The following is a 25,279-nucleotide window of genomic DNA, read 5'->3' as shown; positions in this document are numbered from 1 at the left end:
AACTATTTCGACTTCTTATCCTATTTTTTGTAAACAAAAACCCGCTGATTGGCTTCAGCGGATTTTTTCCGTATTATCTTCTTTGCCATTCACTTCAATCACAGCTTCTTTTGGCCACGTTTTGACATGGTCCGTTTCAAGGATACCCATCGTTACATCACCGATATCAGGGTCTTCTAGAAGAGTGTCTCTTACCCGGAATTTGATATCATCAGCATCTGCCAGTGTGAATCCTTCTTTTAGCTCAATGTAGCTCTCAACATGATATCTTCTTCCCTCTTGCAGAATTCGCAGCTCCTTAATATCTACTACATCTCTATCAGATAGAATCGTATCCGCGATTCGATCTTCTACCACTTTTGGTGCCGCAACACCGATTAATCCTCGCGTGTTTTCAATACCTAGTTTGAATGCAACAACCACCAGGAGAATACCAATTAAGAGCGTACCGATTCCATCAAGGATATAGGCACCTGTTAAATCAGCTAAAATGATTGAAATCAGGGCTAATAATGCACCTGAAGTCGCGATTAAATCTTCATAAAATACAAGGCGTGTAGGTGGTGCAGCTAGACTTACATTCTTAAAAGACTCTTTTACAATACCAAATCCCTTTGCATCGCTTCTCGTTTCATGGACAATTTCTTTCATCGCCTTAATTAAAATAAAACCGTCAACTAAGATGGCTAAAAGCATGATCCCTATATTTAGCAGCAGATTCGTTGAAGGATGTGGATCTTGGATCAGCTTCCAACCTTTCAATATTGTCTCGTAAGCCATAATCGAAACAACAATAACGGCGATCAAGACGAATAAATTTACAACACGGCCAAACCCCGCTGGAAACTTTTTAGTAGGCTCTTTTTCCGAGAGGGCGCTTCCGAAAAAGACAAAGGTCTGATTCAAGGCATCTGCTGCCGAGTGAAGTGTGGTCGCAAACATGGCACCACTGCCGCTGACAGCCGCTGCTATTCCTTTCGCAATGGCTAGAACTGTATTTCCTAAGGCAGCTATTCCAGACGATCTATTACCTTTTTTAAGTAGACTAATCAAAATAAATGCCTCCACTCCTGTTATGTCTTTTTAATAAGAATTCCTGTAATGCAGTAAATTTAAACCCAATATAAAAACAGGCTGCATAAAAACAGCCTGTTTCAATTAAAACCCGTGTAATCCATTTACACTGGTTTTTCCTACTTTGTTTTGTTTACAATCGTCTTCAATTTTGATTTTCGTATAATCTGATTAATCACTTCAGAGAATACAAGTCCTATCGCGATTGAACCTGATATCATGAATGCCTTTGCCGCTAAATTTATGGCCAGGTTGTAATCATTTTGGACGAAATTTCTCATCGCATTGTATGAAATGCCGCCTGGTACGAGCGGAATGATTCCAGCGACACTATAAATGATTACGGGAGTCTTATATTTTTTTGCAAAATATTGAGATGCAATCGCAATCGAAAAGGAAGCGATAACGGTTGCCAACACCATATCCACCCCATTGGCTTCTAATAGAAAATAGAGAATCCAGCCGATCATCCCTACTAGCCCACAGTGGAACAATGTTCGCTTTGGCCCATTAAAAATCATAACGAACGCCGCCGATGCAATAAAACTTGTAATTAACTGTTCAATAATTGTCATCCGGATCCTCCAATCTAGGTAAGTGAAAAGATAACGGCAATACCGGCTCCAATGGCAAAAGCGGTTAGAAATGCATCAGCGCCTTTAGCCAGTCCTGATATAAGGTGCCCTGCCATCAAATCACGAACCGCATTCGTTATTAAAAGTCCCGGAACAAGCGGCATGACAGAACCGATTATGATTTTATCCAGTTCATCGCCAATCCCTGTTGATACGAAAAAGAGGGCCTGCAATCCGATCAATAAGGAAGCAGAAAACTCTGAGAAAAACTTTATAGGAACAAGCTGGTGGAAATAAAGCAACGATAGAAATCCTAAGCCTCCAGTGATAAAGGCTGGAATAAAGTCTCCCCAAGTACCTTGAAACATGATTAAAAAGCAGCCTGAGGATATGGCTGCAGCTAATACATGAATCCAAAGTGAATAAGGAGACCCTGTTTCGCTAATTCTCTTTAATTCTTTGTATGCCTCTTCGATCGTGAACTCTCCTGCGCTTATCTTACGTGAAATCCCGTTTACTTGGGCAACTTTTTCTAAGTCTGTTGTACGCTCCACAATCCGAATCAGCTTTGTTTTAGTAGGCTCTGAACCTTCGACTGAGAACAGTATCCCGGTCGGGGTTACATATGGATGCGATTGATAGGCACCAAAAGAAGCTGCAATACGCATCATCGTATCCTCAACACGGTATGTTTCCGCCCCGCTTTGAAGCATGATTTTGCCCGCCAAAAGACAAACCGCCATTATGTCATATGTTTCTTGTGTTTCTATCTCCATAGCAAACTCTCCAATTGAATACTTACCTATCATTCTACCCAAAAAGGGATAGTTAATATTTTTACAGTTTAACTGATTGGAACTGTTTTCGGCAATGGAGTTGAACAACTTTACAGATGTTACTACAATGAATTCATGAATTAGTCACGATAAACATTAAATAAATAACTAAACTGATCGTGTGTATCATCCTTTTTATTTTTATAGCCATTATTCTTATGCAGCGAAACAGGAAATGAAGACAGAATAACAATAGAGAAACACATGAAAATCAGATTAAAGATTCCTGATAAAATCACCATTTTTTTATTCCTCCTTTCCTTCACAAACAAAGCGTATGATATGAAACGCGTTTCAGAGCAAGAAAAACTTTTTAGAGAAGGTGAACCTATGGCGAATATAAGAGATATTGCAAAAATGGCAGGTGTTTCCGTAACGACCGTTTCCCGTGTTTTAAATAACCATCCTTATGTAAGTGCTGAAAAAGTATCAGCTGTTATAGAGGCTATGAAAAAATATAACTATCACCGAAATATCAATGCCGTTCATTTAAGCAAAGGAAAAACTTTTTTAGTCGGCGTAGTCGTTCCCTTTTCAAACCACCCTTACTTTGGATTATTGCTGGAAGGTATAGCTACTGCTGCGTTGGAGAACAACTATAAGCTTGTCCTTATCCAGACCAATTATGAAGAAGATAAGGAGCTAGAAGCGTTAAAGATGTTAGAGGATAAACAGATTGATGCACTGATCATCTGTTCAAGAATCTGTGAATGGAACTTGATTGAAGGTTGTTCAGCGAACGGTCCGATCGTACTCTGTGAAGATGCTCGAGATAAGCGTGTATCCTCCACATTTATTGATCATTACAAAAGCTTCACGATGGCTTTGAATTTTCTGTACAAAAAAGGACATACGAAGATCGGCTACACCATCGGTCGTCAATCTGGAACGAACAGTAAACAAAGAGATGCCGCTTACAAGGATTTCTTAAAGAGACATACATTTTCCTATGAGCCTGGCTACATCTTCTCAGGCTGCTTTAACTTTGAGGATGGAGATCAGGTGGTTGAAAAGCTTTTACAGATGAAGAACCGGCCAACTGCTCTACTTGTTACTAGTGACCAAGTGGCAGCAGGAATCGTAACCCGCTGCAGAGAACAGGGCATATTGGTTCCAGAAAACCTTGCCATTATGAGCTTTGATAACCAGCCGATTTCAAAGGTGATGCACATCACCACACTGGAGATCCCACTTGTAGAAGTAGGCAAGAAACTGTTTGGTCAAGCCATGAAAGGCGAGCATGTATCACATGAAGAGATTCCAGTACGATTCATTGAACGTCAGACCGTGTAAAAGCATGGAGAACACCTCCATGCTTTTTGTTCGTTCTATTTGATTTGAATTTTTAGTGGCGGAAGTTGGATTCGTTCATCACTTTCGAGTGTAACGAGTTGTTCAAACGCTTCTTCATTTCCTTTCATTGCTTTTTTTACAACGTTAGTGTTTATCAAGTCCCTGCCCCCTTTCACCTATTAGAGCCTTCTATCTTTGTAAAAGTTTCATCTTTTATTAAAAAAAGCAGGAACTCACAAGTCCCTGCTTACTTACGTTTAAATTTCGGTTTTGCTCCCTGAAACATGATGGCAACAATCAAAAGGATCCCAAGTCCAATTAATACAGAATAGACAAGCGATATATTTGACATTGAACTCTCATCTTCTTCCTCTTGAGGTAAGGCTGTAAAAGCATGTTCCTCACTTTTTGAGAAAAGATTCATCTTTTTTGCTTTTGATAAAATGCTATTATTCTGGGCCGAATCTGTAGTATCAAATAAACCGTTTTGAACATCTTCTAGTTGGTCTGAAGACTTTTGATTAAAGGAAAGTCCCTTTTGTTCCTCTGGAATTTCTCTTTTATTTTTAGAAAGAGATTCATCCAAGATCAAATTGGACTGATCCTTCCGCTCCTTTTCTTCATACAGATTTGGATTTAATTCTTCAATGTTTTTACTTGCTTGTGCATCCGTTCCCCAAATAAAGGCAACAGCCAAAAACAATAAAGACGTTAAAAATTTAGAATGCTTCATTTGCTGTATCCGAATTAGCCTTTTTATCTGGTTTACTCCACCACTTGGCTGCAAGAGGAATGAGTGAAAATAGAGCAATTATTCCTACCAATGTGAAACATCCTATACTAAACTCGTTGCCTGTTCCATATTGAATGGACATATAGACTGTAGACATTGGATCCTCGTATGAGAAGTTTGGTGCTGCTAATGCAAGCAACGGGCTAACAAAGAACAGGATTAATCCCATTGATGCGAGCCATCCAATAAATTGATTTAAATTGAAGGCTACGCGAACTAGCGTTGATGCGGCCGTCAATAAAAGGATAGTGAAAATAGAGAATTGAATAGAGCTGTTGTTGGATAGCGAGTATATCTCCAATCCAAACAAGCTTATAACAAGACCTACAATTAAGTTTAATAAACCAAACATTGCATTTTTCACTAAGAACGGCAAAGTGCTGAAATAGTGAGTGAAATATCCTATTAGTAAACTGCTGATTAAAATAACGACTAAGATTACAACCGGCGGAATGGCTTTTGTTGACTCTGTACCAACTTGGGATTGATCACCCGAAACCTGAAGAGGGCTTGCTAGATAATCATAAACATATCCATTGCTTTGACCGTCTACATACGTATTTCCAAGTACATCAAATACATCGTCCCTGACCGATTTTGTAGAATCTACATTCTCGGACCATTTTTCATTTAAGACTGTTGCATTATTTTGAACGCTGCTTACTTTAACTTGTAAATCACTAGCTGAACTCACAACGGAATTCTGTCTTTCTCCTAAAGAATCCATTAAGGTGTTGAGGTTCGTGATTTCTTGGTTAATTCCTTTTTGGTTGGTTAATAATGATGTTCCTTGGCCTGCTTGTTGAGCTTGAATATCTTCTAACTCTGTCAAAACAGAATTTGCACTATCTTCAATGGATTGAATGTCATTCATTAGTGCAAGCTGCTGGTCATCTAGAGTCATTTGATACGCTTCTTTAAAGTTTGCGAAAGAAGTTCCGAACCCTTGCACTTCATCTTGAGTGGTTGGGATTTTAGATTGGAGTTCTTCCCACTTCCCCTTCTCTTCAACACTTACACTTAAAGTCTCCTGTATGCGATTTTTCAATCCTTCATTAGATAGTACAGCATCTTTCAGACCAGAATTCGAACCTTTTAATAAGGCTTCGTACTCAGACAAAAGCGCGTAATATGAAAGGGCTTTTTCAGTAGATCCTTGGTAGACATCACCTTTTAACACTCCGGATAGTTTGTTATTAAGGTTTATGATAGCTTTTTCTTTCTTATTGATTTGACTAAAAATATCTGCATTATTAACAGATGCATTATTAATCTTAATCAGCTGTTCATATGCATCAATAAGATTAATATAGTCAGTCTTTAATTTTTGGTACTCTGTTGTCCAGCTATTCTGGTTTATTTTTTCTTCAAGGTTTGATTTTACATTAGTTAGCCTTCCTGATAAGGCTTCTAAGTCAGTAATCGCTTTATTAACGTTATCTGGCTTAGGATCAGGGATTAACTTTAACATTTTAACAATGTCAAGGAGTTGTTGATTAATTGCTGTCAGTTCATCTAACTCATTCTTAAAATTTGGAGCTGCTGGATCACCAGGCTGCCCTGGAATATCTGGTTCTCCTCCACCAGGATTTCCTTCACCTAATTGACCACGCGCGGCAGTAATCTTTTCTTCTAAAGTGAGTTGTTCCTGCTCTGCGTATGAATCTAACATGTCACTTTGAATCATGCCCACTTCATTAATCTGCCGTTCAACCTCTTTAAGCCTTTCTTCATTAAGAGATTCGAACATTTGATTGTTGCCTGCCATTAAATCATTAATAGTAGATAGATCTGATAAGAATGCTTCACTTTGTTCACCAAATATTCTTCTCGTTTCATCCTGACGCGCAGCAAAACTTTCTTTCCCATTGCTAATGGAATCATTAAGCAGCTTTTGCTGATTGGCTTGATATTTTTTATAAAGCTCAACATACTCCACAAATGAAGCTAAATTTTGTTCAAATTGATCTAGATTTTGAGCACGCTGCGGTGAAGTTTCATCAGCTTGCTGAATGGTTGACTGCAGCTGCACGAGCATATCTCTCTGTCTCTCTAATTCATCAGAGAGCGTTTTTGATCCTGGTTGATAAAAACTTATCATTGTTGATTGGAATTCAATTTCTTTTTCAAGGATTCTATCAAACTCTGTTCTTACTTTTTTCATATCTTGAGAGACATAATTCCAGTAAAGTGATGTCATTTGTTTATTGACACGACTCCCTGCATCATTTAATTCGCGAAGAATCTTCTCTTTATTCACAGCATTAAGCTGGGTTTGAACGGTGTATTTAAAGTCTGCTTTTGCTGGCTGTGTATCATCATAACTTAGAATATTGGAAGTGAAATTAGACGGAATATAGACAACTGCATCATATTTCTTATCTTTTAAGCCGTTAACAGCCGAGCTTCGGCTCAATACAGTCCATTTATACTCAGAATCTTCTTCTAATATAGCAGGAACTTCTCTGCCTAATTGAAGATTACTCTCTGCATCTTCTGTACCTAAATCTTCGTTTACAATGGCGATCGATCGCGTACCTTTCCCCTCTTCCTTTGCTTGCATCGGATTATCTCCTACAAAATGCATAAAAAGCTGAGGAAATACAAGAATAATAGCCACTGCAAGAAACATTTTTATCCTATACATCCAAGGATTTGTCATGTGTATATCTTCCTTTCAATCACACATAGAGGAATTTGTATTTTTGTTTCTTTGCCGTTCTCAACATAATAGCCGTATCCAGCTTGGATCTCTTCTTCTTTCCGGTTATAAGGCAAGGTGTATAAACTTTGTTCGGACTTCTTCATTAATACAAGAGCTTGGCGAATCTGTTTAACCTCGCTTGTGAATGAATCAAATCCTTTTGTAAGTTCGTTATTGTTTCCAGCCACGATTACATCAAAACCGAGGTGGCTATAATTTTTCATAAATCTTGATAAGCGCTCTTGAAGCATACTGTCTGTACTTTGAATAAATCGTGAATATCCATCTATTACGAGATAGATTTGTTTAAAGCCAAGCTGTTGTATGGTTTTATGAGTAATAGAATGTAAGTATTCTGTTTCTCTCTTCTTGAATACTTCCTCTGCTTGATCCAGCCATGCGGAGATGCTTTCTTTTGTCTCTAAATAGCGTACTTTCTCTTCTGAAGCGTAACTGGTTAATCCTCTGTCAATGGAATCAAACAAACCGATTTTCTCTGTATCTTGAAGCAGAATCGTGTTTAACATGACCCGTAAAGCATTTGTTTTTCCTTTTTGGGTTTGTCCAATGATCAAGCAATGATTATTCTTCATGAAATTCATATAGACTGGCTGAACAGACTCCTCATCCAATCCGATCGGAAGAATACCCGTTGTTTGTTTTCCTTTTGTGAATTGAGTAAAGTTCACCATCGTAAGCTCCGTCGGAAGCATCGGAACAGGATGAGGTGTGTTGGCTGATGCATACTTGGCACTAATTGACTGTATCTCATTTTTTATGTTCTCTAATAATTTGTAATCATCTTTTCCTTGTACAGGAAGATACACTTGTGAGAAATAAACTTCCTCTCTTTTGATAATGGCACGCCCCGGGATAGGCTCAGGCGCGAAAGGAACTTTTCCGAGAACCATATAAGACTCAGTATTATCCATGAGATAATGAACCACTTTAGTTTTTAAGTTATTCATCAGTGATTGACGAATAGAGTTGATACGAGTTGCAGTGAAGATCATGTAGATTCCAAGCGCCTGTCCATCGCGGGCAAACTGTGTCATCTGCATTTCTAATTCCTGCATCTCTTCCTTTACAAGATCAAAGTTATCAATAGTAATAAAAAGCAGCGGCAGCTTTTCTGTATTTAGCGTGTTATACATTTTAATGCTGCTAACTTCACTTCTCTGGAATTTAAGTTTTCGATCTGCAATCTCGTCCTTTAGGATATTGATAAACTTGTCTATTTTTCGTTCTTCATCCAGTAAAAAATAATCTGCAGTATGAGGCAGCTGCTTCAATGGCAATAGCGCTCCGTTACCAAAATCAAAAAGATAATAATGGATTTCTTCAGGACTTAATTTTGAAGCCATGGAAAGCAGCAATGTTATCGCAGTGTGTGATTTACCATAGCCTGATGAACCAAAAATACCAATGTTGCCATCATCCATCACACGGTAAATATAAGGCGTCTGTGATTGCTTTTCAGGTTCATCTACCAATCCAAGGTAAACTTCATGATCTGATTCTTCCTGATTTTGCGGTTTATACAGACGGCTGCTTAAAGGAGGAAGCCATGGACTATTTAATTTTTTAATGCCCATCTTTTCTTGAAGCTCTTCAATTCTGTCAACAACGACATCGATTTCTGCTTCTGCATCGTTCTTTTCACTTTTATTTGAAGAAATATCCGATAAAGGTATAAGACCTAAGTCTGTAACGAGAGCAACCTCATCTTCAGCTTCAAGAGATTCTTCTAGATAAGGAGCACCGCTCCAAGCCGATTGAAAGAGCTCATATACTTCATTGTTACCTACCTGCAAGTACCCGCGTCCTGTCACGGTAATGGATGAAGCGTCAGCATTTTTAAGGATTTCCCTGCTGTCTGCTGCATCCTGAACCTTTAAAGCAATCTTAAATCGGGCATTACTCCAGATCTGATCGTCGATGACTCCACCAGGTTTTTGTGTAGCTAGGATAAGATGAACACCAAGGCTTCGGCCGATACGTGCGGCACTTACAAGCTCTTTAATAAATTCAGGCTCTTCATTTTTCAGCTCTGCAAACTCATCCGAAATTAAGAATAGATGCGGTAATGGCTCCTGTGCCGAACCGCGTTTATATAAATCTGTGTAGTCATTAATATGGTTTACTTGGTATTGATCAAAAAGTCTTTGTCTTCTTTTTAGTTCACTTTTAATGGACGCTAGTGCTCTAGCTGTGAAGTTTCGGCTGCCTTCAATATTTGTGATCGTTCCCAATAAGTGCGGCATGTCTTTAAATGGCTGGGCCATTCCGCCGCCTTTATAGTCGATCAACAAAAAAGCCACTTCATGCGGATGAAAGTTTACGGCTAAAGACAAAATGTACGTCTGCAAGAATTCACTCTTCCCTGACCCTGTAGTACCTGCTAAAAGTCCATGCGGCCCATGGGCTTTTTCATGAAGATTCAGCTCTACAAGATCCTCTTTACCTTTTAAACCAATTGGTACAGCTAAAGACTTTGAAGATTCACGTGAAACCCAATTCTGTTCAATAGGCAATTCCTCTACTTCGTTAACTCTATATAGCTCCAGAAACGAGACACTATTTGGAATTGAATTCGTCATACCGACCTGATGATCTAACGTCTTAAGCATCCTTGAAAACTTTTCATTTCCTTCTTGATGATGCACATCAAGCTTAAAAGGAATTTGTACAGCCTTCTTTTCCTCGATCAGTATATCTCCTTCACTTTCGTTAATATAGCGCACTAATGTGTGGATATTATCTGTAAGACTTTCCTTTGTTTCAGCGGCAAAGATAACCGATAGTCCTAAATGAGAGTATTCACCCTCTAAATATTCAAGCAGAACATGTTCGGATAACAGGGTCTGATCCATAATAATGAAAACAAGATGCGGAGAAAAACGCATTTTATCTTTTTCTCTTTCCGTATCCATATCACGTTCTCTAATCAGTTCATATATCGATGAGAGCAATTGATCTCTTGTTTGTTCATTATAGATCAAGCCTTTTGCATAGGAGTTCGGAAGCTGAAAATGAGGTAGCCACTTTACCCACTCCCACTTGCTGTAATCTTTTTCATTAAATACAAAAACAAATCGAACATCGTGGTAACTATGGAAAAAGGCAAGTTGTCCAATCAGCTGATGAAGCTCGTTCTTTACAACTGATTCTTTACCGATCAGTCCCATGGCTCCGGTTGATGCGTTTACGGTTATAGGAACATTCTTTACTTCCCGATATGCCTTTTCCATTTTCTGAGATTGTTCTAAAAGATCATCAATCTCTCTATTCGCCAAGTCACCACTGTTTACAGTTAACGTATAACTCGAAGGGACGCTGCCTGTTCCGATTCTAATTTGAAGAAAGTCATGGCTATCCAATGACCGCTCCCAAATTCGATCAGAAATTTGTTCAGTAAGATATTTCATTTGCTCAAAAGCAGGGTAATGATAATCCAGGACCATTTTTTGCTTATCCGCTAATTCGTGAAGTTCTTCCCTCTTTTGGTCAAGGTACTTGGTGTATACTTCTTGGCGTTTTATCTTGCGTCTTTTAAAGTTTCCTCTCTCTTTAAAGTACTGAACAGAAGATGTAACGAGTGTCGTAGCAAACATAACCATGGAAACAATGATAAAGATTCCTCGTGGTTGAACGAGGGCTACAATTCCCATCACAATCATCATGAGGAGCGGCGGCATGATGATCAGCCATAAACCTCGATTTGGATTTTCTCCTTCTTGTGCAGGAAAAGATAGAGTCACCTTTTCTTTAGGAAGTTCATATATCATCCTTGGAGTTCTTCTATAAACGGGATACTTCTTGCTCATCTCAGAAATGGGCTTTAAGGCAAACGGCAGTTTAGAATGATAGTTTTCATTACTCGTAATTTGCAGCAGATCATTTTCAATCAGCTTTACTGTCATAAAAGGCCAAAAAAGAATATCACCGATTTCTAACGGTGTTATTCCGTTGATTTTATGACCGTTTAAATAGACTTGTTCGCTTTTAACAGAAATCATCCATTTTTCATTAATCTTTATAAGTTCAAATGAATCGTCTTTAGATAATAAAGTTGATGTTTCTGATGGACAGTTAATATGTGCCTTTTCATCAGAAGTGGAAAATAAGCATTCTTTTTTATCACCGATATAATACGTTTCTGTTTTGTCTGGTGTCTCTTTTGTATAAAGAGTTAAAGTTGCTTCCCCATCCCTTAAAATAAGAGAGTCATTTTCAGTGAGTGTACCAACGTGTAAATCATTTTGAAAGATTTGCAGATTCTGTTCTACATCTTTCTTAATGGCTACAGTTCCATCCGTAAAAGGGAATCCAGTTATCGTAACGGTATGTTGAATCTGGGAACCCACTGTGATAGGGCGATTTAAATCTTTGTTAATCGGTATTTGCTGATACGTTTTATTGCAAAAAAACCAAAGTGTATACATACTTCACCCCTCTAATTAGCTGCAGCAGGTGCTTTTGGCTTCGCTGCTGGGTTAGCTTGACTCTCTGATTGTTGAGTGGCGGCTTGTTCTTTTTGAGCTTCTTGTTCTTTTTTCTTTTCCTCTTCTTGTTCCAATGCTTTTCTTTCTTCCTCTGCCTTACGTGCTTCTTCTTCCTCTATCGCTTCTTGTTCATCGAGATATTCATCAATCTCTGCTTGAACCTCATCAATCTTCTTCTGCTTTTCCTCACTCTTTAAATCGTTATCAGCTTTTAAAACTTCACGATATTTTATTAAAGCAAACATAATAAGATCTTGGTCCTCTATATTACGAGCAATTTCAAGTGCCTCCTCAGCGTGGCCTCGCCCGATATGAATCCAATATTCAAAGTAAAGCGGATCAGATTGAAGTGTAACGGTGTTTTGAATATTTTCTTTTTGATCTTCAGTAAGAGACTCATTAACTATGTACGAAGATGCAAGCTGATATTTTACAACGTCCGGCATGTCTTGCACATCAATTTCTGCCATAACCTCAACAACATCGCTATATTCTTTTCCTAGGAAGTGTTCATTGCCTGTAACGAATGCATCCTGTCTAGGTTGAAGAAAAAAGATGGAATAAAACGTATAAATAAGTGCTGGGATAAAACAGATCAGCAATCCTAAAGCAATATAACGGGTTAACTTCCACTTTTTTTGGGGAATAGTTACGATGACTTTATCTCTTTCATCTAATTCATGAAGCTTGCTTTGGATAAACGTTAATAACGCTTCCTCATCTTCAGCTTTTAAAATATTTCTTGCTGAAGGAGAGAGTTCAATCGTTTCATAAAGGTTCAAATAATCCTGAAACGCATACTTCCCATCCGTGATAAAGGCAATAGTTGCTTTAAGTTCCTGTCTTACTCGCTCTTGATTGTACTCATAAGGCGGGATGGATTCCTTAACTCCATAATGAAGAAAATAAGGTGTCAGACTCTGATCAAACACAATATTCTCCGGACAAACAACTAAGTTTAAACGCGATAAATGGTGTTGCTTTACCTTATTTACAAGTTGATAAGAAAGAATCCATCTACTTCTTTCGTTAATATCTTTGATTCCTTGGAAGAAGCGATATCGCGGGCTCGGTTTTACCGTAATTCTTAACTCATTATCTTCTAATGAAATATCTCTTTTGATGTCTGAGTCTAGTTCCTTAAGCAGATCAATTTCTAGTGTATGATCAAGCTTGATTTTTTCCTTTTGGAATGCAAAAGTAATAGAATCCTCTTTTCTATGAATGTGGGATTCTAAACATTTTTCCAAATATGTTTTTTTCTCTTCAGTCATTCAGTTAGACTCCCCTCATAGGATTTCAAACCTATCACCTGTTGTAATACTGTTATCCAAAAGTTTTTGATTACCTGAAAGAATCATATTTTTGTTAGGAATACGAACCCAGTAGCCTTCCCTTGGACGTTCCTCGATTCCCTTCGTTTGCCAAACGATATCGACCACTTTTTTAATTGAATGAAAGTTTGATAGACGCAGATCAAACGTCTCTCCCGAATAATTTTTTAAATCTATCGTAATTTCAACATACATATGTAACACCCCAACTAAAAAGAGCGCCTAGTACAAGAAGGCGCTCTGTTTTTCTATAGCCAAGCAAGCAAAAGTTATCCTCTGATCTGGCTAGCGATTTGATTGTCCGCGTCTTCAAGAGCTTTAGATGTATTGTTCAATTGAACGGAGATATCTTCTAATAATTGCTGCATTTGAAGAAAGGATGGTTTAAGAGATTCGTATTGTTGGCTGAACGCTCTGCTTGCTTCCCCTTCCCACATTCCTTCAAGCTGACTGATCATGCTGTTAAGTCTAGAGATTTGCTCTCCAACTTGACTGCTTTCATTAGAATAACGTCCTGACATATCGACTAACTCTGCTGGCGTAACTCGAATAATTCCTGACATTTTCTTCTCTCCCTTTTATTAAAGTAATTTATAAACAACGATCTAGTTGATCGGTTGCTCCTGAATAAATTCGGATAAACACACCTGTATTTTCCCTATTTTGGAAAAAGAAAAACCATAAATTTCAAAATTTATGATACTAAATACTTATTAAGTTATTAATATCGACTAATTACGAATATTCCTTTTCTGAATTAAAATAATAATGTCCACAACAATTACTACCACAATTTCCCACTACAATTCAATACAATCTTATAAAATAACCAACTTTGAATCCTTATAACTATGAATAAAGTCCCTGTTTTCAATTTATCTTTTTAATATTCATATCTTTTTTACTATCAGAAGCAAGTGTCATGATTTTCACATGTTAGCTCCCTATTCAATATGGGTAAAAAGCCATTAGAAACATTATCTAAAATATGTAAATTCAGGACTAAAGGGTAATTATTTTATTAACTCGTTTATGTGTAAAATGTATTAGTGAAAATGCAATTAAAGTATGAGGTGATCTAATGAGGGATAACTCTCAAATGATTTTGTCGTTAAATGCAGATATATCTAATCTATCCAATCAAATAGCTGGGAACCAAGAAAAAATTAATCTGTTGAAAAAAAGTTATGATGAGCTTTCTAATGAGCAGCAAGAATTTAATTCATACAAAAAACTCATTCATCAGCCCAAGTTGGATACTTCAGTATGGGGGGGCAAACATGCCGAGCGTTTTAACGGAGAACGTTCAGAAATAGAACAGCAGCATTCTCTTATAACTGATTTAGTCGATCAACAGTTAGACAATATATTATCAAAAATAAACTCATTAGAAAGCACCAACGCTTCTTTGTCTAACTCTATATCTTCAAAAAGAATCGAAATATCTAATCTTAAATAAATTGGGGTGAGACTTTATGTCAGAAATTAAAGTAATCAAAAGTGAAGTAGAGCCTGCATTTCATGACTTTAGAAATAAGATTCAGGCATTAAATACAGAAAATCCGAACTGCCAGTTTTCCGATTCAAAGTTAAGTCTCACAGCTAAAATAGAAGAAATAGAAAAAATGTATTATGACACATTGAAAACATATAAAGAGATCCTCACGACTGTGGAACAAGATGCTTGGAAAAGCATTGAAACCTTGTTCGAGGCGGATCAGCAAGCTTCTAAAATGATGAAATGATGGAGGATAATAAGAAGATGAAAGTTTTGAAGGTTTCTGAAGTACTTCAAGAAATTGACCAATCCATTCATAAAAAAGAAAGTGAGAAAGAGCAAATTTTAGCGATTCGCAACAGTTTAAATAAAATTATAGAACTTGAACATGGGCTGAAAGGGGAAGGCGGTATTGCGATCAAAGAACATTTCAAAGTCCTTCATGTTCCTATTACCCTTTTACTCAATCAGTTTTTAGATCAATATATAACTGAACTAAAAGAAATAAAAGATAGAATTACAGGTTATGAAACTGATAATGGACTCATTACTGAAGAATTTATCGTTCAGGACGTCTACAAAGGACTCGAAAAAGTTGAACAATATACTCAAGATTCCGTAGAGGTCATGAATGACATTTTAATGAAGGTAAGCCACCTTGTCAGTACATCATATATAAATCCTGAATCTTTAGTTTCTCAGATAAATGAAGCACAGAGAAATAACCAAAAGACGATTGACCAACTAAACAATTTAGATGAAACCAGCACTACATCTCTAAAAGAAAATTCTGCTGACTTATCCAAAGTATCGGAGTTTATTGGAAAAGTTGAAGGCTGGTCAAGCAGTGGTATCTATTTGTCAGAAAAAACGGTTTTAGAAATCGAAGAATATTTTATGACATCAGATACAATACAGAACATGATTGATGATGCAATAGAATTATCTGTAGAACAAGGCGATTCTACATTTATGGGTGATATCTCTGAATGGCTAGATACTCTAGGCAAAGGAACTGGGGGCCTTGATTTAGTAAAAGGTGCACTTGCAGTTACAATCCTTTCCTCTAAAATGCTTGAGCTAACAAAAGATGGGAACGGGAATTTTATCGTGAAAGCATCGCCAAAATGGATTAAAGGAAGCAATAAGAAATACGAATCCAAATTAGCAGAAAATATATATAAATTGCTTAAATCAGGAGATAAAACATCTGGCAATCCAGTTTTAAAGTATTTAGGAAAATACAATAATAAACCAAGTGGTGTCCTAAAAGAGATTATAGGATTAGAAAAAGGGACTACCAGAATAAGTTTTGGCAAGATCATTAGTGAGCATAAAGGAATTTTTGCATTTAAAGAAGGAGATTTAAAATCTTATAAAGCAAAGGTAGATGTTCCTAAAACTGTGGATCAATTCAAAACGGCAAAAGGTTTGACCACTGTTGGGAAGAGAATTCCTATTGTTGGTGTTGCGTTTTCTTTAGTCACCAATTCTGGAGAGTTTTTCAACGATGAGAATCAGTATAAATCTGATTGGGAAAAAGGTGGGCGATTTGCAGCAGGAATTGGTATGGATGTTGGGATTGCCGGGTTAACTGCTGGTGGAGCAGCTATTGGTACCATGATTTTCCCAGGTGTAGGAACTGTGATCGGAGGAGCAGTTGGTGCAGGAATCGGTATAGTTGGCTCTTGGGCTGTTGAAGACACAGTTAAAGGCTGGGGAGAGAAAGCTGGTAAATGGACTGAGGAAACGATCTCAGATACCACAGAAAATGTAAAAGATGCCTTATCAGATGCATCGGATTTTGTCTCAGGATGGTTTAGATAATTTTCATTTGAACTATTTGCATTTAAATGTGCTATTCTAAAGCCAATTATTAAAATCCTTAAAGAAAGGAATTATTATGAACGCAAAATCTGCTAGTATGCTACTATCTATTCTTTTTTGTTCCCTGCTTTCATTAATTTTTATTGGAATAGATATTCCATTGCCTTCCTCTGTTTTATTTCTTTTAATTTTAACCAATGCTATCTTTGCTTTTCTATCTATCTTTATGCAAAACGCGATTATAGGTTTATTTGAATATAATTATCATACAGAAAAACAGAACATCTTATCTTTGTTTAATAAATACACAACACTCGCTTTTTTCGGATTAAACTATTTTGCGCAATCAGCATTAAATCGTTTGCCTTTTCTAATTAACAAATTGTTCTCCCTTATTTTCTTTGCCTTTTTATTTATACAATGGATTCTTATCATGCACATTTATAACGGATAATGATTAACTTATTATAGGAGGTTAAATGATTGAATACTTCACAGTCTATTTCTCTTACAACAAATGAATTAGTGGCTGTTCTTGCATTATGCGGTTTCGATAAGGCAGCAAGTCAGATACTGAACGACCAGAATCTTATTCAAAGTGAAGAACAGTTCGATCGATTTGTCCAACAATCAGAACAAATGCTAAAGCATCGTGGTTATTGGGAAGATAACAGGGAAACAAAGCTTGCTTCCGGATTAGAGAGCATGATGCGTCTTCTTGTTCAATCAAGTAATAAGGTTCGTTTTGTGAATGGAAACCATCTTCTGATTATTCATTTACTAAACAACAAATACTCTCTTGTACAGCAGGTTACTGATCAAACACACTCTTTTACCTTCTACCCTCATTCAGAAGGCTATCAAACTCTCATGAAAAATCAACTGGAAAGAAAAAATGAAGGGGAAGCCATTCATAAAGAATTGCAAACAGTAGAAATATCAACAGAAGTATTTAATGAGTTCCATACTATAGATCAATCGGTGCTTCACACTATGATCAACGATATGGAACTTAACATGTCATTACGAACATTCCTAAAAGACTTTAAATGGAATGAACAAAAATTAGACAACATTTCATTTTTAAAATCTAATTATGTGAAAGACAAAACCACGACAGACCAAGTAGTTTTTTTACTGCCATCTGATGGTTATATTTGGCATCTTGACTACGAGCAAGTAGATCAAGAAAAGCTATTTATTGTCCCTGTTCCTATCAGTCTATATTTAACCAAGATTCAAGAGACAATCGAAACGCACTTTCAACTAAAAACTATAATTAACCAATAAAACTCCAATAATATCAGTTTATTAAAAGGAGAACTGTTATGAATTATACGGATAAGATTACTTTGACTTCGAAAGAGCTTGCGAGCGCTATGGCCTTGTGTGGATATAACAGTTTCGTCCGCCATTTAATTTCAGCTAAAAATATGGTCTCTAAAAAAAAGAAAGACGTAAATCTATTCAGTGAAGAAGCGGAACAATCCTTACGGGAAAAGGGCTTTTGGCATGCACGGACAGAAACGAACCTATCAAAAGATTTAGAGGATCTTATGAATGCTGTCGGACAATCTAAAAGGAACTTCCACTGTAAAAGACTTGGTCATGAATTATTTATTCATCAAATCGATCTAAGTTTTTCCATCTGTCAGTTCGTTGATGGAGAACAGCATACGTTTACATATTTAGATCATAGAAAAGGTTATAAGGAAGAATTAGCTCGGTTTTACAAATTGGATCCTGGGTCATCTCAAAATCTTAGCAAGATGCAGCCTATTCAAGTTTCAGAAGAAGTGTATAATTCCCTGCATGAGCTCAAAGATGAGGAAATAGAACAAATGTTCAATAACGAAAATGAAAACCAGTCTTTTAAGGAGTTCATTGTTGCTTTTAAAAAGAACGGGAAAGTATTTAATCCGTTTACCTTTACTGAAACAGACTATGTAGATGGAAAAAGCAGAACAGATCAAGTTGCTTTCTCTGTGCCTGGAGACGACATGGTTTGGCATTTGGAATATGAAAAAGTCAGCGAACACAAAGTATACTTTATCCCTGTTTCAGTCTCAGATTACTTTAAAAAGATTGAAGATACCATTTATGAGTTTTTTGAGCAAGTGCCGACTGATACAAAGCCTAAAGCTAAAATTAAAAAGTCACAAAGAACGAACAGTCAAAAAAAGGACAAGCCGGAGCCATTCTCTATAAAAAGAGGTTTGAATTTCTTTTGGAAAAGCAACTTAGTATTATTAATCATGAGCTTTTTCATCTTAATCAATAAAAGCTCTTGGGTAGAAGATGGATATGGAACATTACTATTGTACATATTGATATCTGAAGTCATGATTGTACTATTATCTTTTTTTAGCTGCTTTCCAAAAAAAGTTAACAGATAGAAAACAAAACGCATGGATCTTTGCCCATGCGTTTTTAGTATTTGGAATTATATTCTGTAATGATCCGCTTTCCAGTTCTTAATGGCTTGCTTAATCTCTTTCGGTTTCATGTTCTCTGCTGCCGCTTTTTCTGCCAAACTCGGAAACTCATTATCTGGTGCAAATCTAAGTGCGACGATCTGACTTGGCGTAAGTTTTGCATCTAGAAGCTTTCCTGTTAACACATAATAACGCAGGTTCTCTTCAGCTCGTATTGCCCGGTCTTGTGCTTTCAATGGGTATATGCGCAAAAGTATAAATGTAACTATTAAACTAAACGATAGGACAACAAGAACTACGCCTAAAAACATGTCCTCTCTTTGAAACAGATAAACTACGCTTGCTATTGATCCCACCAGCACCAGCAATGACAAGACATAATGATAGATCGGATGCATACGTGCATGATTTTTATAATTTTGTGTGTTCATTTCTTCTCCTCTTTCTCTTCTTATTTACTCCCACTTAAAAGTAAAGCTTGCCACAATAAATGCTCCAATCAGCCATCCGCCTAGGATTATAGCCTCCATGCCAAGATCTAAAAATGAAGCTCCTACGTTCATGGTTTCTCGGAGTGCATGACTTAAATGAGCAATAGGCAAAACCTGTACGAACGGCTGGAGAAATTCAGGCATATCTCTTATCGGGAAGAACACACCGCCTAAAAACAACATCGGGAAGGAAAGAAATCCTGCGATAGGACCCGCACTCTCCGGGGTCTTCGCTATCCCTGCAATAATAAAACCGATCGCCATAAACGCTAATGTGCCAAGCGTGACGAATGCGATTACAGTTAGCCAGGACCCACGTACTTCAATCCCAAATGCTAGCCACGCAACAGCAAGTACAATCATCGCCTGCAAACCGTTCAGCATAAAACGGGCTGTTATTTGAGCCGCTATAAAAGTGGATGCTTTTAATGTCGTTCCTTGCATTCTTCGCAGAATCCCGCGTTCACGCCATGAGGAGATCTGACCTGCTACCCCGTTCATGTTGTTACTCATAATCATCATCGCAACGATACCAGGGACTAGGAAGTCGATGTAACGCAGGTTCAAGGCATCTACACCTTTTGAATCAGTGACAACCAAAGGCTGATAATCCAGCTGTTTCTTACTTATCGTATCCACTGCATTATTGACTAGCTGGAGCCCAACTTGGGACATCGCCATATTTGTTTCATTATAATAGACTGGCAGTTCAAAAGGGTCTGCCTTATTACCGGAAGTAAGATTGCTGCCATATCCTTTTGGAATGGTAACGACTAGGGTTAAATCACCATTTTTCAGCTGATCTAACACACTTTTTTCTTCAGAACTTTTCTCCAGTGAGACTGCTTCATTCTTCTCTAGTTCTTTTATTAGTGTTTTTGACTGTTCACTTTTGTCTTGGTCCACAACGGCCACCGTTAATGATATGCCACTGCCATTACCTAAGAAAGAACCTAACATGACCATCAGAACAATTGGAAAGGCAAGAGTCCAAAATAAAACTTGCCGGTTTCGAAGGAATATCCGCAGCTGTGCTAATGTTAGTAAGTAGTAAGCTCTCATCCTTCTCTTAACCTTCTTCCTGTCATATGAATAAATACGTCTTCAAGCGTTGCAGTTCTTGTTTGCAGATCAACAAGCTTCAGATTTTTCTCAGAAGCAATAGCAATTAAACTCATTAACGTGTTCTGCAGATCATCCGTGTACAAAACATGAACATCTTTCTGACTTCCTACTTGCTTGACACCATCAATCTCTGACAAGATTACGTCAACATCTTCCTCATTAAACTTGAACTCGACCGCACTATCAGACTGCAAGTTTTTTACGAGTTCGCTTGGTGTATCAAGTGCGATGAGCTTCCCTTGATCCATGATGGCTATACGGTCACATAATACATGTGCTTCATCCATGTAATGTGTAGTCAGCACAACTGTCTTGCCTCGGTCCTTCAAACGCAAAATAATATCCCATAATGTACGGCGAGCTTGTGGATCAAGCCCCGTTGTAGGTTCATCTAAAAATATGATCTGTGGATCGTGCACGAGTGCCAGCGCAATCGCCAGCCGCTGCTTCTGTCCTCCAGACAAACCTTTAATTCTGCTATTCTTCTTCTCCGTTAAGAGCATGTCCTCAATAAGATCAGGAATTGAAATGTGTTCAGGATAAAAACTTCCGTATAGATGAAGAATTTCTTCCACGGTTAACAACTCAAATAGAGTGGTCGATTGAAGCTGTACCCCAATTACCTCTTTCACTCGATCAAGCTCTTTCGATATATCGAAACCACCAACGATCGCCGTTCCTTCATCCGGCTTGCGTAGTCCCACAAGCATCTCAAGGGTTGTTGTCTTCCCTGCTCCGTTTGGTCCGAGCAAACCAAACACTTCTCCTTTATGTACTGAGAACTCACTGCCATCTACTGCAGTAAAATTCCCGTATCGTTTCACTAGTTTCTGCACCTTAATAATTTCCTGCTGAGTCTCCAATTTTCACTCTCCTAACTACACTTTATTGCTTTGTATTTTTGCTGCAGCCAAACATACCTCCGAATTTCGACCAAAGCTGTTTGAGCGTTTCCATCCATTCACAAGCATCATCCATTGAGTCCGGCTTTATAGAATAGTATCGATAACGGCCCTCTTTTCGGTGAGTTACAAGACCAGCGTTCTCTAAAACCTTTAAATGCTTTGAGATCGCAGGGAGAGACATATCAAAAGGTTGTGCTAACTCTTGAACACTCCTTTCCCCCTTTGACAGCTGCTCGATGATACTCCTCCTTGTAGGATCAGACAGAACAGAAAATACATCATTCAAATTATCTGTATTATATTTAACCATTTGGTTAAATATAAATTATATTCATGCCCCCTGTCAATTTATACGTATACTAGCTATACGTAAATTCCACTTTAACGGTGGCCATAATTTTATTTTCACCTGGCTGTATAGGCGTTTCTGCACTTTGAGCAAGCATTGCTGCCTGAAAAGGAATTGGCCTTGGCGGCAGCGGCTGCGACAATTCTTGAACGATAACAGGAACTGGCTGCAGCGTAACTTGTAATGCTCTTGCCATTGAAATGGCTTTCTCCTGAGCATTTCGAATAGCGATGGTCAATGCCTGATTATAAAAAGCATTTGGGTTCGATACCGTAAACTGAATGGACGAAACAGAATTGGCGCCTGCGGCAACTGCCTGATCGATCACTTGACCTGTTTTACTAATATCCCTTACCGTTACCTGCAGCTGGTGCTCAACTCGATACCCTCTAAAGATTTGCTGGCCGTTTTCGTAATTATACTGAGGTTCGATCCGATACACATAAGTTTGAATGTCACTTTGAGGAATGCCGAGCGACATCAATGCTTGTATGACAGCAGCCGTTTTATCAGCGTTCTCTTTTTGAGCTGCGCTTAGGTTTGGACTCTCATTTATTACTCCAATTGTGATAATGGCTTCATCAGATGCTGCTGTTACCGTACCTTCCCCTGTTACAGTGAGACGGTTTGGTTTAATTTGCCGATCATACTTCCCATTTACCGCATTCTGATATCCATAGGTGTTGTAATACATGTAATAGCTCCTTTCAAGTTCTACTCCCTAAAAGCTATGCGTGCTCTCTTATAAAAAGAAGAAATAACAAAAAAGCATCTGACACGAATGTGACAAATGCTTTTCCTGCTTAATTTTTAGGTAGATAGTTCAAGAAGTTTTGGCAGGCAAATCCTCGTACTTCTTCTTCAGAATAATGCTTTAATAGTTCATTGATTAAGTTTTGAGTCTTAGATGCGTCCTCTAGATCTGTAATGAGCTGAGAGATTCCGTCAAAGTCCGACCCTAAACCAATCTGTTTCACACCACCTAGTCCGCAGAAATGATCAATATGCTTAATGAGATCTGAGATAGTTGCCGTTCCTTCATCCGTTGTGAAAGGCGGATTATATACGACGTGAACGACGCCGCCTTTTTTGAACATCTCTTTTGCCATTTCATCTGTTAAGTTACGTGGGTGATTACACAACTTACGTGAGTTAGAGTGGCTCGCTAACGGATACTTTGCCAGCTCCATCACGTCCCAAAACGCTCTGTCACACAGATGAGAGACATCTGTTAGAATCTGATGCTCGTTATTAAATTTCACGACTTCTTTTCCAAAAAGCGTTAGTCCTGCTCCACGTGGTTCCTGCGCCCCGTCCGCTGCTAGATTCGCATGGTTCCATGTGAGACCGATCAACCGAACACCTAACTGATAAAGGATGCTAAGTTTTGTGATGTCGTCACCAATAGCGTCAACACCTTCTAAAGTCAGCATCGCCCCGACTTCGCCTTCCTTTAACGTGTCAAAATCAGTCCAATCCTTAAGATGCTTCATCTCTGGATTCTTACCGAGAACTTCCTTATAGAAGTGATCCACTTGCTGAAGAGCAGCCTGGAACTTTTGATCGTACGGAATGAACGGTTCAACAAAAATCGCAAAAAACTGAACCTTTATTTTTCCTTTTTGAAGCCGCTCTTTGTTCGTTGCCAGTTCCGGTGCATCTGCAAACCTCAATCTCCCATTTCTTTCCCAAAGTTTTAATAATGCATCGCAATGCAAGTCAATAACATTCATATTGATCCCACCATTTCATTTAAATAATCCCTGATATCACTAAAAGAATACGTTTAGTTGAAATTTATTTTTGTTATAATGTAAAGTATATCTTAGTTTACATATAAGGAAAGGCTTGATACGGGATGGAGAATAGTTCTTCTAATTTTATTAAAACAATCATCCAAAACGACCTGGAATCTGGAAAACATAAAAAAGTAGTTACACGTTTTCCACCAGAGCCTAATGGATATCTTCATATTGGACACGCAAAATCGATCGTGATCAATTTCGGACTGGCAGATGAGTTTGGCGGAGAAACAAATCTGCGTTTTGATGATACAAACCCATTAAAAGAAGATCAAGAATACGTAGATGCCATCAAGAAAGACGTTGAATGGCTCGGCTTCGAATGGGAGAACCTTCGCTTTGCTTCTGATTATTTTGAAGAAATGTATGATCGTGCCGTTCTTCTGATCAAGAAAGGCAAAGCGTACGTGGATGACTTAACGGCCGATGAAATTCGTGAGTATCGCGGAACGCTTACACAACCAGGAAAAGAAAGTCCATACCGTGACCGTTCTGTTGAAGAGAACTTAGATCTGTTCGATCGAATGCGTAAAGGCGAGTTCGAGAACGGACAGAAGGTACTTCGTGCAAAGATCGATATGAGTTCACCTAACATTAACTTACGCGATCCTGTTATTTATCGTGTCTCTCATGCGACTCACCACAATACAGGTGACACGTGGTGCATCTATCCGATGTATGCATTCGCTCACCCGATTGAGGATGCGATCGAAGGTGTAACGCACTCGCTTTGTACAACAGAGTTCGAGGATCAACGTCCTCTTTATAACTGGGTTGTAGAAGAGTCTGAAATGGAAAGCCAGCCGCAGCAAATCGAGTTCGGCCGCCTAGGTCTTACGAATACCGTTATGAGTAAGCGTAAATTAAAGCAGCTTGTAGACGAAGAATATGTGGATGGATGGGACGATCCGCGTATGCCGACGATCTCTGGGTTACGCCGTAAAGGATACACGCCGGAATCAATCGTTGAGTTCGTAAAAGCGGTTGGTGTTTCAAAAGGTTCTGGCGCAGCTGATACAGCCATGCTTGAGCATTTTATCCGTGAAGATCTAAAGGTAAAAGCTCCTCGCACGATGGGAATCCTTGATCCGTTAAAAGTCGTGATCACGAACTACCCTGAAGGGCAAGTAGAGATGCTTGATGCTGAGATCAACCCGGAAAATCCTGAGATGGGAACACGCCAGATTCCATTCTCTCGTGAAATCTATATCGAGCGTGAAGACTTTATGGAGGATCCTCCAAAAAAGTACTTCCGTCTCTTCCCTGGTAACGAAGTTCGCTTAAAGCATGCTTACTTCATTAAATGTGAGGACTTTATAAAAGATGAAGATGGTAACGTCGTTGAACTTCATTGTACGTATGATGTCGAAACGAAATCCGGCACTGGATTCACAGGCCGTAAAGTAAAAGGAACCCTGCACTGGGTAGAAGCTACACAAGCGGTTCCTGCTGAGTTCCGCCTATATCAGCCATTAATTTCTGATGCAGATATGGAAAGTGAAGAAGATAGCGAAGGCAAAACGTTCTTGGATTACGTGAACAAAGATTCGTTAATCGTAAAACAAGGGTATATCGAATCGAACATGAAGGACGCAAAACCACAGGACAAGTTCCAGTTCTTCCGCCATGGCTACTTCAACGTAGATCCGAAGCATACATCAGAAGACAAAATCGTATTTAACGAAATCGTGTCGTTGAAGAGTTCGTTTAAATTATAAAAGAAAGAAGGGTCC

At 38.3% G+C, this 25,279-nt stretch carries 25 protein-coding genes; 8 read left to right on the top strand and 17 right to left on the bottom strand.

Annotated features, from left to right (window positions below; translation table 11 throughout):
* Positions 1-54 precede the first annotated feature (54 nt).
* The 4 genes from IEV52_RS18865 to IEV52_RS18850 form a co-directional block, all read right to left on the bottom strand.
* Positions 55-1,053, bottom strand: coding sequence for a cation diffusion facilitator family transporter (locus tag IEV52_RS18865; protein ID WP_229754374.1), 999 nt, complete (start codon positions 1,051-1,053; stop codon positions 55-57).
* 140 nt (positions 1,054-1,193) lie between these two features.
* The gene (locus tag IEV52_RS18860; protein ID WP_188404124.1) at positions 1,194-1,649 is read right to left on the bottom strand and encodes a threonine/serine exporter family protein; all 456 of its coding nucleotides are present in this window, start codon (positions 1,647-1,649) and stop codon (positions 1,194-1,196) included.
* 14 nt (positions 1,650-1,663) lie between these two features.
* On the bottom strand, positions 1,664-2,425 hold the full coding sequence (locus IEV52_RS18855; protein ID WP_188404123.1) for a threonine/serine exporter family protein: 762 nt from the start codon (positions 2,423-2,425) through the stop codon (positions 1,664-1,666).
* A gap of 140 nt (positions 2,426-2,565) precedes the next feature.
* Positions 2,566-2,727, bottom strand: coding sequence for a hypothetical protein (locus IEV52_RS18850; RefSeq protein WP_188404122.1), 162 nt, complete (start codon positions 2,725-2,727; stop codon positions 2,566-2,568).
* An 88-nt stretch (positions 2,728-2,815) separates the two neighbouring features.
* On the opposite strand from IEV52_RS18850, the gene IEV52_RS18845 reads away from it, so the two are divergent.
* The gene (locus IEV52_RS18845) at positions 2,816-3,778 is read left to right on the top strand and encodes a LacI family DNA-binding transcriptional regulator (protein ID WP_188404245.1); all 963 of its coding nucleotides are present in this window, start codon (positions 2,816-2,818) and stop codon (positions 3,776-3,778) included.
* A gap of 35 nt (positions 3,779-3,813) precedes the next feature.
* Here IEV52_RS18845 and IEV52_RS22620 read toward each other — a convergent pair whose 3' ends face one another.
* From IEV52_RS22620 to IEV52_RS18815, 7 genes are all read right to left on the bottom strand, one after another.
* Complete coding sequence (locus IEV52_RS22620) at positions 3,814-3,936, bottom strand: hypothetical protein (RefSeq protein WP_268234792.1); 123 nt, start codon at positions 3,934-3,936, stop codon at positions 3,814-3,816.
* 89 nt (positions 3,937-4,025) lie between these two features.
* Positions 4,026-4,511 carry a type VII secretion protein EssA gene (gene essA, locus IEV52_RS18840; protein WP_188404121.1) on the bottom strand — a complete coding sequence of 162 codons (486 nt, stop codon included), beginning with the start codon at positions 4,509-4,511 and terminating at the stop codon, positions 4,026-4,028.
* Positions 4,498-7,233 (bottom strand): type VII secretion protein EsaA, encoded by a 2,736-nt coding sequence (esaA, locus tag IEV52_RS18835; protein ID WP_188404120.1) that lies wholly within the window; start codon positions 7,231-7,233, stop codon positions 4,498-4,500. Before esaA ends, essA begins: the two co-directional genes overlap by 14 nt.
* Positions 7,230-11,720, bottom strand: coding sequence for a type VII secretion protein EssC (essC, locus tag IEV52_RS18830; RefSeq protein ID WP_188404119.1), 4,491 nt, complete (start codon positions 11,718-11,720; stop codon positions 7,230-7,232). The genes esaA and essC overlap by 4 nt, the downstream gene beginning before the upstream one ends.
* A gap of 11 nt (positions 11,721-11,731) precedes the next feature.
* Positions 11,732-13,054 (bottom strand): type VII secretion protein EssB, encoded by a 1,323-nt coding sequence (gene essB / locus IEV52_RS18825; protein ID WP_188404118.1) that lies wholly within the window; start codon positions 13,052-13,054, stop codon positions 11,732-11,734.
* Between the two features lie 15 nt (positions 13,055-13,069).
* On the bottom strand, positions 13,070-13,309 hold the full coding sequence (gene yukD / locus IEV52_RS18820) for an ESX secretion system protein YukD (protein ID WP_188404117.1): 240 nt from the start codon (positions 13,307-13,309) through the stop codon (positions 13,070-13,072).
* A 74-nt stretch (positions 13,310-13,383) separates the two neighbouring features.
* Positions 13,384-13,677, bottom strand: coding sequence for a WXG100 family type VII secretion target (locus tag IEV52_RS18815; RefSeq protein ID WP_188404116.1), 294 nt, complete (start codon positions 13,675-13,677; stop codon positions 13,384-13,386).
* 518 nt (positions 13,678-14,195) lie between these two features.
* Between IEV52_RS18815 and IEV52_RS18810 the strand changes: the two genes are divergently transcribed.
* The 6 genes from IEV52_RS18810 to IEV52_RS18785 all read left to right on the top strand — a co-directional run bounded on the left by IEV52_RS18810 (position 14,196) and on the right by IEV52_RS18785 (position 18,835).
* Positions 14,196-14,573 (top strand): YwqH-like family protein, encoded by a 378-nt coding sequence (locus IEV52_RS18810; protein WP_188404115.1) that lies wholly within the window; start codon positions 14,196-14,198, stop codon positions 14,571-14,573.
* Between the two features lie 16 nt (positions 14,574-14,589).
* Positions 14,590-14,859 carry a YwqI/YxiC family protein gene (locus IEV52_RS18805; protein ID WP_188404114.1) on the top strand — a complete coding sequence of 90 codons (270 nt, stop codon included), beginning with the start codon at positions 14,590-14,592 and terminating at the stop codon, positions 14,857-14,859.
* A gap of 17 nt (positions 14,860-14,876) precedes the next feature.
* On the top strand, positions 14,877-16,439 hold the full coding sequence (locus IEV52_RS18800) for an LXG domain-containing protein (protein WP_188404113.1): 1,563 nt from the start codon (positions 14,877-14,879) through the stop codon (positions 16,437-16,439).
* 76 nt (positions 16,440-16,515) lie between these two features.
* A complete protein-coding gene (locus tag IEV52_RS18795) occupies positions 16,516-16,893 on the top strand; it encodes a hypothetical protein (protein ID WP_229754373.1) in 378 nt (125 codons plus the stop codon).
* 29 nt (positions 16,894-16,922) lie between these two features.
* Positions 16,923-17,729: a hypothetical protein gene (locus IEV52_RS18790; RefSeq protein WP_188404111.1), complete on the top strand. Its 807-nt coding sequence runs from the start codon at positions 16,923-16,925 to the stop codon at positions 17,727-17,729.
* Positions 17,730-17,767: 38 nt separating this feature from the next.
* Positions 17,768-18,835, top strand: a complete 1,068-nt coding sequence (locus tag IEV52_RS18785; protein ID WP_188404110.1) for a hypothetical protein — start codon at positions 17,768-17,770, stop codon at positions 18,833-18,835.
* A 47-nt stretch (positions 18,836-18,882) separates the two neighbouring features.
* On the opposite strand, the gene IEV52_RS18780 is transcribed toward IEV52_RS18785, so the two are convergent.
* The 6 genes from IEV52_RS18780 to IEV52_RS18755 form a co-directional block, all read right to left on the bottom strand.
* Complete coding sequence (locus tag IEV52_RS18780; RefSeq protein WP_188404109.1) at positions 18,883-19,305, bottom strand: DUF6526 family protein; 423 nt, start codon at positions 19,303-19,305, stop codon at positions 18,883-18,885.
* A gap of 24 nt (positions 19,306-19,329) precedes the next feature.
* Positions 19,330-20,427 (bottom strand): ABC transporter permease, encoded by a 1,098-nt coding sequence (locus IEV52_RS18775; RefSeq protein WP_188404108.1) that lies wholly within the window; start codon positions 20,425-20,427, stop codon positions 19,330-19,332.
* Positions 20,424-21,353, bottom strand: coding sequence for an ABC transporter ATP-binding protein (locus IEV52_RS18770; protein ID WP_188404107.1), 930 nt, complete (start codon positions 21,351-21,353; stop codon positions 20,424-20,426). The genes IEV52_RS18775 and IEV52_RS18770 overlap by 4 nt, the downstream gene beginning before the upstream one ends.
* 22 nt (positions 21,354-21,375) lie before the next feature.
* Positions 21,376-21,705, bottom strand: a complete 330-nt coding sequence (locus IEV52_RS18765) for an ArsR/SmtB family transcription factor (RefSeq protein ID WP_188404106.1) — start codon at positions 21,703-21,705, stop codon at positions 21,376-21,378.
* 49 nt (positions 21,706-21,754) lie between these two features.
* The gene (locus IEV52_RS18760; protein WP_188404105.1) at positions 21,755-22,438 is read right to left on the bottom strand and encodes an SIMPL domain-containing protein; all 684 of its coding nucleotides are present in this window, start codon (positions 22,436-22,438) and stop codon (positions 21,755-21,757) included.
* 109 nt (positions 22,439-22,547) lie between these two features.
* On the bottom strand, positions 22,548-23,477 hold the full coding sequence (locus IEV52_RS18755; protein WP_188404104.1) for a dipeptidase: 930 nt from the start codon (positions 23,475-23,477) through the stop codon (positions 22,548-22,550).
* Between the two features lie 125 nt (positions 23,478-23,602).
* Here IEV52_RS18755 and IEV52_RS18750 point away from each other — a divergent pair, with 125 nt between their 5' ends.
* Positions 23,603-25,264 carry a glutamine--tRNA ligase/YqeY domain fusion protein gene (locus IEV52_RS18750; protein WP_188404103.1) on the top strand — a complete coding sequence of 554 codons (1,662 nt, stop codon included), beginning with the start codon at positions 23,603-23,605 and terminating at the stop codon, positions 25,262-25,264.
* Positions 25,265-25,279: the final 15 nt, after the last annotated feature.

The organism is Fictibacillus barbaricus (assembly GCF_014635025.1).
GTDB lineage: Bacteria > Bacillota > Bacilli > Bacillales > Fictibacillaceae > Fictibacillus > Fictibacillus barbaricus.
Note: the sequence above shows the minus strand (reverse complement) of the source record. Positions and strands in the feature narration are given on the sequence as shown.

Bases quoted from the DNA above. Each gene is read 5' to 3' on its own strand.
- IEV52_RS18765 (WP_188404106.1), bottom strand. From the start codon at position 21,705: ATGGTTAAATATAATACAGATAATTTGAATGATGTATTTTCTGTTCTG.
- IEV52_RS18775 (WP_188404108.1), bottom strand. From the start codon at position 20,427: ATGAGAGCTTACTACTTACTAACATTAGCACAGCTGCGGATATTCCTT.
- IEV52_RS18855 (WP_188404123.1), bottom strand. From the start codon at position 2,425: ATGGAGATAGAAACACAAGAAACATATGACATAATGGCGGTTTGTCTT.
- IEV52_RS18860 (WP_188404124.1), bottom strand. From the start codon at position 1,649: ATGACAATTATTGAACAGTTAATTACAAGTTTTATTGCATCGGCGGCG.
- IEV52_RS18760 (WP_188404105.1), bottom strand. From the start codon at position 22,438: ATGTATTACAACACCTATGGATATCAGAATGCGGTAAATGGGAAGTAT.
- IEV52_RS18815 (WP_188404116.1), bottom strand. From the start codon at position 13,677: ATGTCAGGAATTATTCGAGTTACGCCAGCAGAGTTAGTCGATATGTCA.
- IEV52_RS18750 (WP_188404103.1), top strand. From the start codon at position 23,603: ATGGAGAATAGTTCTTCTAATTTTATTAAAACAATCATCCAAAACGAC.
- essA (WP_188404121.1), bottom strand. From the start codon at position 4,511: ATGAAGCATTCTAAATTTTTAACGTCTTTATTGTTTTTGGCTGTTGCC.
- IEV52_RS18795 (WP_229754373.1), top strand. From the start codon at position 16,516: ATGAACGCAAAATCTGCTAGTATGCTACTATCTATTCTTTTTTGTTCC.
- IEV52_RS18800 (WP_188404113.1), top strand. From the start codon at position 14,877: ATGAAAGTTTTGAAGGTTTCTGAAGTACTTCAAGAAATTGACCAATCC.
- IEV52_RS18805 (WP_188404114.1), top strand. From the start codon at position 14,590: ATGTCAGAAATTAAAGTAATCAAAAGTGAAGTAGAGCCTGCATTTCAT.
- yukD (WP_188404117.1), bottom strand. From the start codon at position 13,309: ATGTATGTTGAAATTACGATAGATTTAAAAAATTATTCGGGAGAGACG.
- esaA (WP_188404120.1), bottom strand. From the start codon at position 7,233: ATGACAAATCCTTGGATGTATAGGATAAAAATGTTTCTTGCAGTGGCT.
- IEV52_RS18755 (WP_188404104.1), bottom strand. From the start codon at position 23,477: ATGAATGTTATTGACTTGCATTGCGATGCATTATTAAAACTTTGGGAA.
- IEV52_RS18785 (WP_188404110.1), top strand. From the start codon at position 17,768: ATGAATTATACGGATAAGATTACTTTGACTTCGAAAGAGCTTGCGAGC.
- IEV52_RS18845 (WP_188404245.1), top strand. From the start codon at position 2,816: ATGGCGAATATAAGAGATATTGCAAAAATGGCAGGTGTTTCCGTAACG.
- IEV52_RS18780 (WP_188404109.1), bottom strand. From the start codon at position 19,305: ATGAACACACAAAATTATAAAAATCATGCACGTATGCATCCGATCTAT.
- essC (WP_188404119.1), bottom strand. From the start codon at position 11,720: ATGTATACACTTTGGTTTTTTTGCAATAAAACGTATCAGCAAATACCG.
- essB (WP_188404118.1), bottom strand. From the start codon at position 13,054: ATGACTGAAGAGAAAAAAACATATTTGGAAAAATGTTTAGAATCCCAC.
- IEV52_RS18810 (WP_188404115.1), top strand. From the start codon at position 14,196: ATGAGGGATAACTCTCAAATGATTTTGTCGTTAAATGCAGATATATCT.
- IEV52_RS18850 (WP_188404122.1), bottom strand. From the start codon at position 2,727: ATGGTGATTTTATCAGGAATCTTTAATCTGATTTTCATGTGTTTCTCT.